Below are 13,664 nucleotides of genomic sequence, written 5' to 3' on the forward strand. Positions count from 1 at the left end.
GCCCCAGTCCCCGACCGGACGATGGGCAGGCGCCGTCGCCTGTGTCTACAGCGGCGCCGGGGAGGACGCGCCCGCGATCAGCAGACGCGGCTTGCCGGTGCCGTCGGCGGGGACGCTCCACAGGTCGCTGCTGCCGACCCGGCCGTTCGCGGGCAGGGCGTAGGCGACGGTGTGGTCGTCGAGCCAGGTGGCCTGGTCGTCGACGCTGTGCCGCTCGGCGAGCGGTGTCTCGCGCAGGGTGCGCAGGTCGAGGACGTACTCGTGCCACAGGTCGGTGCGGGAGAGCACCCGCTTCTTGAAGGCGACGCGGGTCCCGTCGGGGGAGAGCGAGGGGCACTCCACGTTCTCGACGAGGGTGGTCACCGTGCGCCGGGAGAGCGAACCGCGCACCAGGTAGGTCTTGTTGGCGGTGTTGAGGGTGGCGTAGAAGGTGTCGTCGTCGGCGGAGAAGGTGACGCCCCAGAAGTTGACGTCGGCGGCCTTGTAGGGCTTGCCGTCCTTGACGATGGAGAACGTCTCCAGGCTGGGCGTCAGCTTCATGGTGCGGGTGTCCAGGACCGAGGTGCGGGTGGAGAAGAACGCGGAGGCGTAGGACTCGCCGGAGACGAAGACGGTCCAGGCGACGAAGCGGCCGCTGGGCGAGACCCGGGCCCGGCTGGGGGTGCCCGCGAGCGGGTACGTGCGCCTGGTGCGCAGGCCGGCGTCGAGGAGCAGGGCGCGGTTGCTCTGCTTGAGGACGCCGGGGTTGGACTGCAGGCAGACGCCGGTGCCGGCCGCCGCGTAGAAGCGCGCGCACTTCAGGCCGGAGGCGGTGCGTCCGCCGCCGGGGTCGGCGGAGGGGACCGAGGCGACCGCGGTGCGGTGCGGGCCGGCCGCGCCGTTGAGGAACAGCAGGCGGTCCTTCTGGCCGAGTGTCAGCTTGCCGGCGCTGACCGTGGGGTCGCCCGACTGCGGCCGGTTCGCCCGGTCCGCGCGGGCGGCGGCGTGCAGGACCACGCCGGTGCCGACGCCGGCGAGGACCAGGACCGCCGCTATGAGTATGAGCAGGCGGCGGCGCATCGATGTCATGTCGTTCCCTGTGGTTCGTGTCGCCTGGGTGGTCTACGGGTCATCGGGTCGTGTCGGCCGGTCGCAGCACCATGCCCGCGACGGCGGCGCAGCACAGCAGGCCGACCGCCGAACCGGCCAGCGCCGGGCCGTCTCCCCACAGGGTCCAGGCGGCGCCGAAGGCCAGTGAGCAGCAGAACCGGGCCAGTGCCTGGCTGGTGCCGACGATGGCCAGCCCGCTGGCGCGCAGGTGCTCGGGCACGAGGGCGGCGAGCGCGGCGGGGAGCACCCCGTCGGTGGCCGCGTAGAACGTGCCGTGCAGGGCGAGGACGAGGGGGGCCAGCAGCAAGGTGTCCGGGGCCCACAGCAGCAGGGCGTAGGCGGTGAGCAGGACGGCGTGGCCGGCGAGGAAGACGGTGCGCCGGCCGATCCGGTCGGCCAGCGCGCCCAGGGGCACGGCCAGCAGCAGGAACACGACGGCGGTGCCCAGCGGCAGCAGCGTGAACCACTCCTCGCCGACGCCCGCCCGCCGCTGCAGCAGCAGATACACGAAGGCGTCGCTGACGGTGGTCAGCCCGAGCAACGCGGCACACCCGGCCAGCGCCCGCAGCCGCGCCACCCGCAGCAGACCCACCGCTTCGCGGATGCGTACGGGCGGTTTGCGGTCGGGTGCCTCGCCCTCGGCGGTCTTCGGCCCGGACTGCGGGGCGCGCCGCCTGCCCGGCACGAACAGCACCAGGACCAGCACCCCGAGGGCCGCGACGCAGGCGCTCACGCCGAACACCGCGTCGTAGCCGTCGGCTGCCGCACGCAGGATGAGGAAGGCGGCCAGGGGGCCGAGCATCGCGCCGGTGGTGTCCATCGCGCGGTGTACGCCGAAGGCGCGGCCCTGGCGGTCGGCCGGCGTGGACAGGGAGATCATCGCGTCGCGCGGAGCGGTGCGCAGCCCCTTGCCGGTCCGCTCCAGGGCGAGCACCGTGCCGAGCGTGCCGATGGTGCCGGCGAGCAGCAGCAGCGGCTTGCACAGCGCCGACAGCCCGTAGCCGAGGCCGGCCAGGAGTTTGTGGTTGCGAACGCGGTCGGCGAGGTGGCCGCCGGTGAGCTGGACCAGCGCGCTGACGCCGTTGTAGACGCCGTCGAGGGTGCCGAAGCCCAGCGGGCTGAAGCCGAGGGTGCTGACGAGGTACAGCGGCAGGACCGCGGTGACCATCTCCGAGGAGATGTCGGTGATCAGGCTGACCGTGCCCAGGACGAACACGACGGGCGCGATGCGGGGCCCCGGTCCGCGTCTTCGGCCGCTTCGGCCCTGGTCGGTGCCCGCCCTGACGGGCGCGGAACGGTCGGTGAGGTACAAGGCAAGCCCCCCGTGCGCTGCGATCAGTTCTGCCGGCTGCTCTCGTCGCGTAGCCAGGTGCCGAAGTCCTGTGCCCGGATGGCCTTCCCGGCCCCCCGCCGGGCGGCGAGCGCCGCCGCGACGAAGACTACGACACCCGCGAGAAGCCGCGGCTCCGCGCGCAGCAGGGCTTTCAGGTCCGCCGTGCTGGTGCGCGCCGAGGCCCCTTCCGGCCCCTGCCGCTGTTCGACCTGGGCGGTGGAGACCGCCGCCCGGATCCGCCGCTTGATCAAGTCCCGCCAGGTGCGCGGCGGCTGGATCACGACCCGGGCCGCCTCGACCACCCGCCGCTCCCCGGGCGCGAAGGCCAGCGACGCGGCCAGGTCGTCGGCCATCAGCGGGGGCAGCGCGGCGATCCGGGCGTGCCCGGCCTTGGAGACCGCGATGACGCCCCGGCCGAACAGCCCCTCGCGCACGGCGGGCAGCCGCTGCCAGACACGGTAGTAGGCCCGCACCCGCCAGGCGCAGGCGGCGAGCGGAATGCGCCGTTCTGGCGCGGTGGCCAGAACGCCCGAGGACTCGTCGGCCAACGGCTCGGTCAGCGCCCGCACATCGGCGCCGGAGAGCACGACGTCGGCGTCCACGTACAGCCGCGGGAAGCTCCGCGCGTGGTCGTCGCCGGCCCGCAGCGCGGCATGCTTGGAGGGCACGGGGATCTCCACCACCCGTACCGGCGGACCGTAAGCGGTCGCGATCCGGGCGGTGTCGTCCGTGCAACCGTTGCACACGACGACGATGTCGGTCTCGTCCTGACCGGAATCGGCCAAAAGCGAGTCCAGGAGCCGGCCGATGACTTGCGCCTCGTTGTGGGCCGGGATCACGATGCTGGTCACGTGGGCAGTATGCAGTCGATGTCGCTATTGCGACATGTGTTTCGTCCAACTGTTCCCGAGACTGCGCCCCGTGGTCTAGATTGATGAGCGCCGGACCGGTTTGGGTGGGGAACTTGTTCTTGACTGCAGTTCGCGGCCCGGTTGTTGAACGCTTCTGAACAGTCACTACGTACCAACATGCTGAGGGCATGAGGCGGTTGGGGAACCGCCGAAGCCTTCTCGCTTTCCGGTGCCGCTGTGTGGAGGGCACGTCGGTCAGGGGTAGCCGCGCATGTGGGGGGGGCATGACCATTGAGGTCACGCATGACCAACGGGTTGTGGAACGCAGGAGTCCGCAACAACGCCGAAGACGTTGGGAACAGAGGTACCGGATCGTTCTGCTGGTCGCGGACGGCTGCGCAGCCGCTGCCGCGGCCTTCCTGATCCATGCGGCCTACGGCCGCTGGGCGGTGGCCCTGGTGCTGCCCCCCACGTGGATCGTGGCCATGTTCGCGCACCGCACCTACGACCGCAGCGCGCTGGGTCTGGGCACCGAGGAGTACCGACGGGTACTGCGCGGCGCCGTCGCCCTGCCGGCGCTGGCACTGCTCGCGTACTGGTTGTTCACCCGCGATTCCGGGCTCCTTCATGACATGGCCATGGCCGCGGTGCCGGCCGCCGCGATCGCCGTGCCGGTCCGCTACGTGCTGCGCCGCCGGCTGCACCGGCGCTGGGCGCGGGACCGGGACCGCAGCGCCACGCTGCTGGTCGGGCCCTCGCGCGGCATCGTGGAGCTGGTCGCGGTGCTGCGCCGCGGCGGCGCCCAGGAGCTCCAGGTCGCCGGCGTCTGTCTGAGCGACCCCGAACACGCCGCGCAGGTCCGCAAGTTGGGCCTCCCCGTGCTCGGCGGCATGGGCGACATGAACGACGTCGTACGGGCGCTCGGCATCACCACCGTGGTGGCGCTGCCGGTCCCGGGGGCCGACTCCTCCGTGCTGCGCCGGCTGTCGTGGACGGCGGCCGCGCAGGGCGTCGACTTCCTGCTGGCCCCCGTGCTGGCCGACGTCTCCGCCGCCCGGCTCGCGGTACGGCCCACCAACGGGGTGCCGCTGCTGCGCATCCAGGCGCCGAACCTCTCCCGGGCCTCCCGGCTGCCGAAGGAACTGCTGGATCGTTCCCTCGCGGCTGCGCTGCTGCTCCTCCTGGCGCTGCCCATGCTGCTGATCGCCCTGATCGTCCGGCTGGACAGCTCCGGCCCGGCCTTCTTCCGGCAGCAGCGGGTCGGCCGCTACGGCGACCACTTCACCATGCTGAAGTTCCGCACCATGCGGCAGGACTCCGAGTCCCTCCGGGCGGAACTCGCGCACCTCAACCAGAACAGCGACGGCCTGCTGTTCAAGGTGAAGGAGGACCCGCGCATCACCCGCGTCGGCTCCTTCCTGCGCCGCAGCTCGCTCGACGAACTGCCGCAGCTGATCAACGTCGTACGGGGCCAGATGTCGCTCGTCGGACCCCGGCCGCCGCTGCCCGAGGAGGTCGAGGAGTACACGGCGGACATCAAGCGCCGCCTGCTCGTCAAACCCGGGCTCACCGGACTGTGGCAGGTCAGCGGCCGCTCCGACCTGCCCTGGGACGAGGCGGTCCGGCTCGATCTCGGATACGTGGACAACTGGTCGATGGGCCTCGACCTGTCGATCCTGGTGCGCACCGGGTCCGCGGTGGTGCGCGGAACGGGGGCTTACTGATGGAGCAGAGCAAGAACGGGACGGCGCAGCCGCTCGGGGTCGCGGTCGTCGGGGCCGGCTACTGGGGCCCCAACCTGGTCCGCAACTTCCAGGCCAGCGACCGCTTCCGGCTGCGCTGGCTGTGCGACCTCGACGTGGACCGGGCCCAGCGGGTGCTCGGCGGCTACTCCACGGTGCAGGCCACCGCGGACTACGCGGCCGTCCTCGCCGACCCGACGGTGGACGCGGTCGCCGTGGCCACGCCCGCCGGCACCCATCTCGACATCGCCCTCGCCGCGCTGCGCGCCGGCAAGCACGTCCTCGTCGAGAAGCCGCTCGCGGCGACCTACGCCGACGGGATGCGCCTGGTCACCGAGGCCGAGGAGCGCGGCCTGACCCTGATGTGCGACCACACCTACTGCTACACGCCCGCCGTGGGCCGCATCCGCGAGATGGTCCGCTCCGGCGAGCTCGGCGAGATCCACTTCGTCGACTCCGTCCGCATCAACCTCGGGCTCGTCCAGAAGGACATCGACGTGCTGTGGGACCTCGCCCCGCACGACCTGTCCATCCTGGACTTCATCCTCCCCGAGAACGTCGAGCCGGTCGCCGTCGCCGCCCACGGCGCCGACCCGATCGGCGCCGGACAGGCCTGCGTGGCCTATCTGACGCTCCAGCTCAACACCGGCGCCATCGCCCACGTACACGTCAACTGGCTGTCGCCGACCAAGGTGCGCACCACCATGGTGGGCGGCTCCAAGCGCACCCTGCTCTGGGACGACCTCAACCCGCTGCAACGGGTGTCCGTCTACGACCGGGGCGTGGACATGGCCGCACCGCAGGAGATCGGCGCCGACGAGCGCCGGGAGATGCTCATCTCGTACCGCTCCGGGGACATGGTCGCGCCCGCCATCGGCGAGAAGGAGGCGCTGCGCGGCATGGTCGACGAGTTCGCCGAGGCGATCCGGGGGCGCCGGGCGCCGCTGACCGACGGCCGGGCGGGCCTCAGGGTGCTGGACATCCTGGAGGCGGCCTCCCGCAGCCTGGCGTTCAAGGGCGCGGTCGTCGGCCTGCGCGCCGGGCGTTGACAGATCCAATTCGCTGAAGGGTAAGTGCAGTTGAGCAGCGTACGCGGCAAGAAGATCCTGGTCACCGGGGGCGCGGGCACCATCGGCTCCAACCTCGTCGACCTGCTGGCCGAGGGGGGCGCCCGCGAGATCGTCGTCCTCGACAACTTCGTGCGCGGGCGGCGGGCCAACCTCGCCCGCGCCCTGCCGAGCGGAGTGGTGGAGGTCGTCGAGGGCGACGTCCGGGATGCGGAGACGGTGCGGAAGGTCACCGAGGGCGCCGACCTGGTGTTCCACCTGGCCGCGATCCGCATCACGCAGTGCGCGGAGGAGCCCCGGCTCGCCAACGAGGTCCTGGTCGACGGCACCTTCAACGTGCTGGAGGCGGCCGCCGAGGCCGGCGTCGCCAAGGTGATCGCCTCCTCCTCGGCCTCCGTCTACGGCATGGCCGAGGAGTTCCCGACCACCGAACGCCACCACCCGTACAACAACGACACCTTCTACGGCGCCGCCAAGGCCTTCAACGAGGGCATGCTGCGCAGCTTCCACGCCATGTACGGCCTGGACTACGTGGCCCTGCGCTACTTCAACGTCTACGGCCCCCGCATGGACATCCACGGCCTGTACACCGAGGTGCTCATCCGCTGGATGGAGCGCATCGAGGCGGGCGAGCCGCCGCTGATCCTCGGCGACGGCACGCAGACCATGGACTTCGTCGACGTCCGCGACATCGCCCGCGCCAACGTCCTGGCCGCCGAGTCGGACCTGACCGACGAGGTCTTCAACATCGCCAGCGGCACCGAGACCTCGCTGCGCGAACTCGCCGACGGCCTGCTGGAGGCGATGGGCGCCACCGGCCTGGAGCCGGTGCACGGACCCGCCCGCGCGGTCAACGGTGTCACCCGGCGTCTCGCCGACACCTCACGCGCCGCCGAACGGCTCGGCTTCACCGCCGAGATCGACCTGCGCACCGGCCTGCGCGACCTGGTCGACTGGTGGCGCGCGGAGCGGGAGGCGGCCAAGTGAGCACCGACCGCATCCCGGTGATGATCCCCTGGCTCGGCGAGGAGGAGGCCAAGGCCGCCTCCGACGCCGTCCTGTCCGGGTGGGTCGCCCAGGGCCCGCGCGTCGCCGCGTTCGAGCGGGCCTTCGCCGAGCGGGTGGGCGCCGAGCACGGCATCGCCGTCAGTTCCTGCACGACCGCGCTGCACCTGTCCCTCGTCGCGCTCGGCCTCGGCCCCGGCGACGAGGTCGTGGTGCCCTCGCTGTCGTTCATCGCCACCGCCAACGCCGTACGGTACGTCGGCGCCGAGCCGGTCTTCGCCGACGTCGACCTCGCCACCGGCAACCTCACCCCGGCCACCGTGGACGCCGTGCGCACCCCGCGCACCAAAGCCGTCCTCGCCGTCCACCAGGGCGGCGTCCCGGCCGACGTGCACGCCCTGCGCGCCGCCTGCGCCGACTGGGACCTGCCCCTGGTGGAGGACGCGGCCTGCGCCATCGGCTCCACCGCCGGCGGCAAGCCCGTCGGGCACGGCGCGCTGCTGGCCGCCTGGTCCTTCCACCCGCGCAAGCTGGTCACCACCGGCGAGGGCGGCATGCTCACCACCGACGACGCCGAGTGGGCGGCCCGGCTGCGCCGGCTGCGCGAGCACGGCATGAACGCCTCGGCCGCCCAGCGGCACGCGAGCGACAAGCCGGTCCTGGAGAGCTACCTGGAGGTCGGCTTCAACTACCGGATGACCGACATCCAGGCCGCCGTCGGCCTGGTCCAGCTCGGCAAGCTCGACGCGATGATCGCCCGCCGCCGCGAACTGGCCGCCCGCTACCAGGCGTTGCTGCACGACGTCCCCGGCCTGACGCCCGTGCGCGACCCGGCGCACGGGCAGAGCAACTTCCAGTCCTACTGGGTGCTGCTGGAAGAGGACTTCCCCGTCGACCGGGACGGCCTGCTCGCCGCGCTCGCCGCGGCCGGCGTCTCCGCCCGGCGCGGGATCATGGCCGCGCACCTCGAACCCGCCTACGCGGACCACCCGTCCGCGCCGCTGCCGGTCACCGAGCGCCTCACCCGCGACTCGCTGATCCTGCCGCTGTTCCACACCATGACCGAGGCCCAGCAGGACCGCGTCGTGGCCGTACTGCGCGAACAGGCCCGGAGATGACCGCACTCGTCCTCATCGGCGCGGGCGGCTTCGCCCGGGAGACCGCCCAGGCCGTCCGGGCCGCGGGCGGGTTCGAGCTGCTCGGCCACCTGGACGACAACCCCGCCCTGCACGGCACCGAGGTGGACGGCGTGCCGGTCCTCGGCGGCTGCGACCTGATCCGCGACCTGCCCCACGCGCAGGCCGTGATCTGCGTGGGCAGCCCCCGGGACTACGCGGCCCGCGCCCGCCTGGCCCGCCGGCTCGCCCTGCCGGCGCACCGCTACGCCACCGTGCTCCACCCGACCGCCTCGGTGGCCTCCACCTGCGAGGTCGGCCCCGGCTCGGTGCTGCTCGCGCACTGCGTGCTGACCGCCGCCGTGCGGGTGGGCGCGCATGTCGCCGTGATGCCGCACGTCGTCCTGACCCATGACGACGTGGTCGAGGACCACGCCACGCTCGCCTCCGGCGTCCGCCTGGGCGGGGGAGCGCGGCTCGAACGGGGCGCCTACATAGGCTCCGGCGCCCTGGTCAGAGAAGGTACGACGGTCGGCGCCTGGTCGCTGATCGGGATGGGCAGCGCCGTGCTCGGTGACGTACCGCCGGGCGAGGTCTGGGTGGGGAGCCCGGCCCGGCGGCTGCGCGAGGCGGGCGCACCCGCGCTCGACGAACTCGCACGATCGACAGTGGGGGGACCGCTGACATGAATCAGATTCCGCTGGTGGACCTCAAGGCGGCACATCAGGAGGTCGCCGACGAGGTACGGGCCGGATTCGACCGCGTCCTGGCCGACACCGCCTTCGTCGGCGGCGACGAGGTGCGTCAATTCGAGCGCGAGTACGCCGACTTCGGTGGCGTCGCGCACTGCGTCGGCGTCGCCAACGGCACCGACGCCGTCGAACTCGCCCTGCGGGCGAGCGGGGTGGGCCCCGGTGACGAGGTCGTCGTACCGGCCAACACCTTCATCGCCACCGCCGGCGCGGTCGCCCGGATCGGCGCCCGCCCGGTCCTCGCGGACTGCCTGCCCGACACCCATCTCCTGGATCCCCAGGCCGCGTTGGACGCGGTGGGCCCGGCCACCCGCGCCGTCGTGCCCGTGCACCTGTACGGGCAGATGGCCGAGGTGACGGAGCTGGCCGCCCGACTTCCCCACCGTGTAAGGGTCGTGGAGGACGCGGCCCAGTGCCAGGGCGCCACCCGGGACGGCCGTACTCCAGGCAGCGCCGGCATCGCGGCCACCAGCTTCTACCCGGGCAAGAACCTCGGCGCCTACGGCGACGCGGGCGCCGTCCTCACCGACGACGAGGAACGCGCCGGCCTGGTCCGGGCGATCGCCAACCACGGCGGCGTCGCCAAGTACCGCCACGACGTGGCCGGTTTCAACAGCCGCCTCGACGGACTCCAGGCCGTCGTCCTGCGCGCCAAGCTCAGGCGGCTGGCCGACGGCAACGCGGCCCGGCGTGCGGCCGCCGCCCGCTACGACGCACTCCTCGCCGGCCTGGCGGCGGCCGGCCGGATCGTCCTGCCGGTGACGGACCCCGGCAACCTGCACGTCTGGCACCTGTACGTCGTACAGATCACCGGCGCCGACCGGGACGACGTCGTCGGCAAGCTCAACGCCGAGGGCATCGGCGCCGGGGTGCACTATCCCGCCCCGGTCCACCTCACGCCGGCCTACCGCCACCTCGGGTACGCCCAGGGCGACTTCCCGCACGCGGAGAAGGCGGCGGAGCGGATCCTGTCGCTGCCGCTGTACCCGCAGATCACGCCCGACCAGCAGCAGCGCGTCGTCGACACGCTCGCCGACGCGCTCGGCCACTGACCGCCCCCCACGCTCCTACCCCGACCCCGCCGGTCGGTCCTGCACAGCACCGCTGAGAGGTACACATGAAAAAATGGAGCAGACGGATCCGGGGCGTGCGCCTCGCCGTCGCAGCAGCGTTGACATGGGCGGTGCTCCCGCAGGCCGTGCCGGCCGCCCAGGCCGCGTCCGATCCGTGCGGGTCGGGCTCGAACCCCATCGTGTGCGAGAACTCCAAGGCGGGCAGCCCCAAGGAGGACTGGTTCTCGCCCAACGCCTACGGCGACATCCAGGGCTTCACCACCAAGGAGAGCGTCCAGGCCGGTGACACGGTCCAGTTCAAGGTGCAGTCGAAGACCGCGTACCGTATCGAGATCTACCGCCTGGGCTGGTACGGCGGGGACGGCGCCCGCGAGATGTCGACCGCGGCGCAGGCGGCCGTGACCTACCCGGCCAACTACACCTCCAAGCCGGCCAACTGCACCACCAAGAACACCGGCCTGGTCGACTGCGGCAACTGGCCCGTGACCGCCACCTGGACGGTGCCCGGCGACGCCGTCTCCGGCCTCTACATCGCGAACCTCACGCAGACCGACGGCGACGGCCTCATGCCGTACCCGTTCGTGGTCCGCAACGACTCCAGCACCTCCGACATCGTCGTGCAGACCAGCGACCAGACCTGGCAGGCGTACAACGACTACGGCGGCCAGGACCTGTACGGCGGGCTCGGCCCGGCGCCGGACGGCCGCGCCTACGAGGTCAGCTACAACCGGCCGCTGGACATCGGCGGCGACAACGGCATCTACGGCTCCGAGTACATGATGCTGGCCTGGCTGGAGCGCAACGGCTACGACGTCAGCTACACCTCCGGTGTGGACGTGTCGTCGGCGAACGGCGCGGCCCAGCTGGAGAAGCACAAGGTGTACATGTCCTCCGGGCACGACGAGTACTGGACGCAGAGCCAGTACTCCAACGTCCTGGCGGCCCGCAAGGCCGGTGTGCGCGAGGCGTTCTTCAGCGGCAACGAGGTGTTCTGGAAGACGCGGCTCGCGCCCAGCATCGACGGCACGAACACCGCCGACCGCACCCTGGTCTGCTACAAGATGACCAAGATGGCGCAGAACAACGGCATCGCCGATCCCAGCGGCCAGTGGACCGGCACCTGGATGGACCCGACCAGCACCCAGTACGGGCAGGACTACCAGCCGCCGAACATCCTCACCGGCTCCATGTTCACGGTGAACGGCTACCGCGCCGACGCCATCACGGTCCCCGGCTCGTACGGCAAGAACCGCATCTGGCGCAACACCTCCATCGCGAACCTCACATCGAGCCAGACGGCCACCTTCCCCACCGGCACGCTCGGCTACGAGTGGGACAGCGACCTCGACAACAGCACCCGGCCCGCCGGCGCCATCGACGTGTCGTCGACGACGGTGGACATCGAGGACGCCAAGCTCCGCATGGACTGGGGCAACGTGTACGGCAACGGCACGGCCACCCACAACCTGGTCGAGTTCCGCGACCAGGACTCCGGCGCCCTGGTGTTCGGCTCGGGCACCGTGCAGTGGTCGTGGGGTCTGACCAACGTCCCGACGTACAACCCCGCCGACACGGTGGTCACCGAGGACTCCCGGATGCAGCAGGCGACGGTGAACATCCTCGCCGACATGGGCGTCCAGCCCAAGACGCTGCAGTCCAACCTGGTCACCGCCTCCGCCTCCACCGACACCACCGGCCCGGCGGTCACGGTGACCAGCCCGGCCTCCGGCGTCACCGTCCCGGCCCTGAAGCCGGTCACCATCAAGGGCACCGCCTCCGACTCCGGCGGCGTGGTCGCCCGCGTCGAGGTGTCCACGGACGGCGGCACGACCTGGAAGGCCGCCGACGGCCTGACGTCCTGGAGCTACAGCTGGACCCCGACCTCACCGGGCTCGGCGTCCGTCAAGGTCCGCGCCGTCGACGACAGCGTCAACATCGGCGCCGTCACCACCATCCCGGTGACCGTCGGCCCCCAGGCCTGCCCCTGCACCATCTTCGCCGCCTCCTCGGTGCCCGGCACCGTCAACGCGGGCGACGGCAGCTCCCTGGAGCTCGGCGTCAAGTTCCGCACCACGGTGGCCGGTTCCATCACCGGCGTCCGCTTCTACAAGTCGCCGGCCAACACCGGCACGCACACCGGCAGCCTGTGGAGCGCCTCCGGCACCCGCCTGGCCACCGGCACGTTCACGGGCGAGACGGCCTCCGGCTGGCAGCAGCTGAACTTCGCCACCCCGGTCACCGTCAAGGCCAACACCACCTACGTCGCCTCGTACTTCGCGCCCAACGGCGGCTACTCGTACGACACCACCTTCGCCAACAGCGACGCCGGCCTCGCCCCGCTCACCGGACTGAAGTCCGGCACGGACGGCGGCAACGGCGTCTACCACTACGGCTCGACCAGCGCCTTCCCGTCCACGGCGTCCTCCGGCAGCAACTACTGGGTGGACGTGGTGCTGGACACCTCGACGGCCAGCACGACGCCGCCGACCGTCAGCTCCACCTCGCCGACGTCCGGGGCGACCGGCACCTCCATCACGGCGCCGGTGTCGGCCACCTTCAGCGCGGCCGTCGACACCGACAGCGTGACCCTCACCGTGAAGGACCCGGACGGCAACAGCGTGCCCGGTGCCGTCACCTTCCCCGCGGCGAACAAGGCGACCTTCACGCCGTCGACCGAGCTGGAGCTGAACACCAGGTACACCGCGTCCGTGCAGGCCTCGGACGTCTGGGGCAACGCGATGACGGCGCCGGTGACCTGGTCCTTCACCACCAGTTCCACCCCGCCGGCGGTCACCTGCCCCTGCACGCTGTGGAGTTCGTCGGCCACGCCGGCCACCACGGACGTCACCGGTGACACCAACTCGGTCGAGCTGGGCACCCGGTTCACCTCCTCCGCGGACGGCTGGATCACCGGCGTCACCTTCTACAAGGGCACCGGCAACACCGGCACCCACACCGGCAGCCTGTGGACCGACGCCGGCACGCTGCTCGCCAGCGGCACGTTCACGGGCGAGACGGCCTCCGGCTGGCAGACGCTGACCTTCGCCACCCCGGTGGCGGTCACCGCGGGCACCCCGTACGTCGTCTCCTACCACGCGCCGAACGGCAACTACGCGGTGGACGGCGGCTACTTCGCGGCGGCCCACCAGTCCTATCCGCTGACGGCCACCGCCGACACCACCGCCCATCACAACGGGCTCTACAGGTACGGCGCCGACCCGGCCTTCCCGACCGGCTCCTACGGTTCCGCGAACTACTGGGTGGGCCCGGTCTTCACCGCCGACAACCCGAGCACGATGCTGTCGACGGGGGCCTCCTCGGAGGTGACCGCGGCCGCGGTGACCCACACCGCCGACGCGGCGAGCCCGCTCTCCCTGGCCGTACCGGCCAAGGCGGCGGTGTCGTCCGTCAAGGCGACGGTGACCGTCCTGAAGGGAACGAAGGCCGCGAGGAAGCTCCACGTCACGGCCGTCGTCACCTACGACCGGGCCACCCACAAGGTGTCCGTCCACCTCTCCACCCCGCTGCCGGACGGCACCCGGTTCAAGGTCACGGTCACGGCCCGGGACAAGCACCGCCACCCGGTGAAGTCCCACAGCTGGACCCTGACCAGCAAGACCGCCGTCAAGAAGAAGAA

General features: G+C 71.9%; 10 protein-coding genes. 7 read left to right on the plus strand and 3 right to left on the minus strand.

Annotation, left to right across the window (positions count from 1 at the left end; genetic code table 11):
• Positions 1-45 precede the first annotated feature (45 nt).
• The 3 genes from ACYF6T_RS35430 to ACYF6T_RS35440 are packed head-to-tail and all read right to left on the minus strand — an operon-like array spanning position 46 to position 3,273.
• Positions 46-1,068 carry a TolB-like translocation protein gene (locus ACYF6T_RS35430; RefSeq protein ID WP_461701705.1) on the minus strand — a complete coding sequence of 341 codons (1,023 nt, stop codon included), beginning with the start codon at positions 1,066-1,068 and terminating at the stop codon, positions 46-48.
• A gap of 40 nt (positions 1,069-1,108) precedes the next feature.
• Positions 1,109-2,401 (minus strand): MFS transporter, encoded by a 1,293-nt coding sequence (locus tag ACYF6T_RS35435; RefSeq protein ID WP_461701707.1) that lies wholly within the window; start codon positions 2,399-2,401, stop codon positions 1,109-1,111.
• A gap of 23 nt (positions 2,402-2,424) precedes the next feature.
• A complete protein-coding gene (locus ACYF6T_RS35440; RefSeq protein WP_461701708.1) occupies positions 2,425-3,273 on the minus strand; it encodes a glycosyltransferase family 2 protein in 849 nt (282 codons plus the stop codon).
• 284 nt (positions 3,274-3,557) lie between these two features.
• Here ACYF6T_RS35440 and ACYF6T_RS35445 point away from each other — a divergent pair, with 284 nt between their 5' ends.
• The 7 genes from ACYF6T_RS35445 to ACYF6T_RS35475 all read left to right on the plus strand — a co-directional run.
• A complete protein-coding gene (locus ACYF6T_RS35445; RefSeq protein WP_461701709.1) occupies positions 3,558-4,997 on the plus strand; it encodes an exopolysaccharide biosynthesis polyprenyl glycosylphosphotransferase in 1,440 nt (479 codons plus the stop codon).
• On the plus strand, positions 4,997-6,064 hold the full coding sequence (locus ACYF6T_RS35450) for a Gfo/Idh/MocA family protein (protein ID WP_461701711.1): 1,068 nt from the start codon (positions 4,997-4,999) through the stop codon (positions 6,062-6,064). The genes ACYF6T_RS35445 and ACYF6T_RS35450 overlap by 1 nt, the downstream gene beginning before the upstream one ends.
• A gap of 24 nt (positions 6,065-6,088) precedes the next feature.
• Positions 6,089-7,069 (plus strand): SDR family NAD(P)-dependent oxidoreductase, encoded by a 981-nt coding sequence (locus tag ACYF6T_RS35455; protein ID WP_461701713.1) that lies wholly within the window; start codon positions 6,089-6,091, stop codon positions 7,067-7,069.
• A complete protein-coding gene (locus ACYF6T_RS35460; RefSeq protein ID WP_461701715.1) occupies positions 7,066-8,205 on the plus strand; it encodes a DegT/DnrJ/EryC1/StrS family aminotransferase in 1,140 nt (379 codons plus the stop codon). Before ACYF6T_RS35455 ends, ACYF6T_RS35460 begins: the two co-directional genes overlap by 4 nt.
• Positions 8,202-8,891 carry an acetyltransferase gene (locus ACYF6T_RS35465; RefSeq protein WP_461701716.1) on the plus strand — a complete coding sequence of 230 codons (690 nt, stop codon included), beginning with the start codon at positions 8,202-8,204 and terminating at the stop codon, positions 8,889-8,891. Before ACYF6T_RS35460 ends, ACYF6T_RS35465 begins: the two co-directional genes overlap by 4 nt.
• Entirely contained in the window at positions 8,888-10,006 is a 1,119-nt protein-coding gene (locus ACYF6T_RS35470; RefSeq protein ID WP_461701718.1) for a DegT/DnrJ/EryC1/StrS family aminotransferase, read from the plus strand. The genes ACYF6T_RS35465 and ACYF6T_RS35470 overlap by 4 nt, the downstream gene beginning before the upstream one ends.
• A 95-nt stretch (positions 10,007-10,101) precedes the next feature.
• Positions 10,102-13,664: DUF4082 domain-containing protein (locus tag ACYF6T_RS35475; protein WP_461701720.1), on the plus strand; the 3,563-nt coding region annotated here is incomplete at its 3' end.

The sequence above is a fragment of the Streptomyces sp. 7R007 genome, from assembly GCF_054850255.1.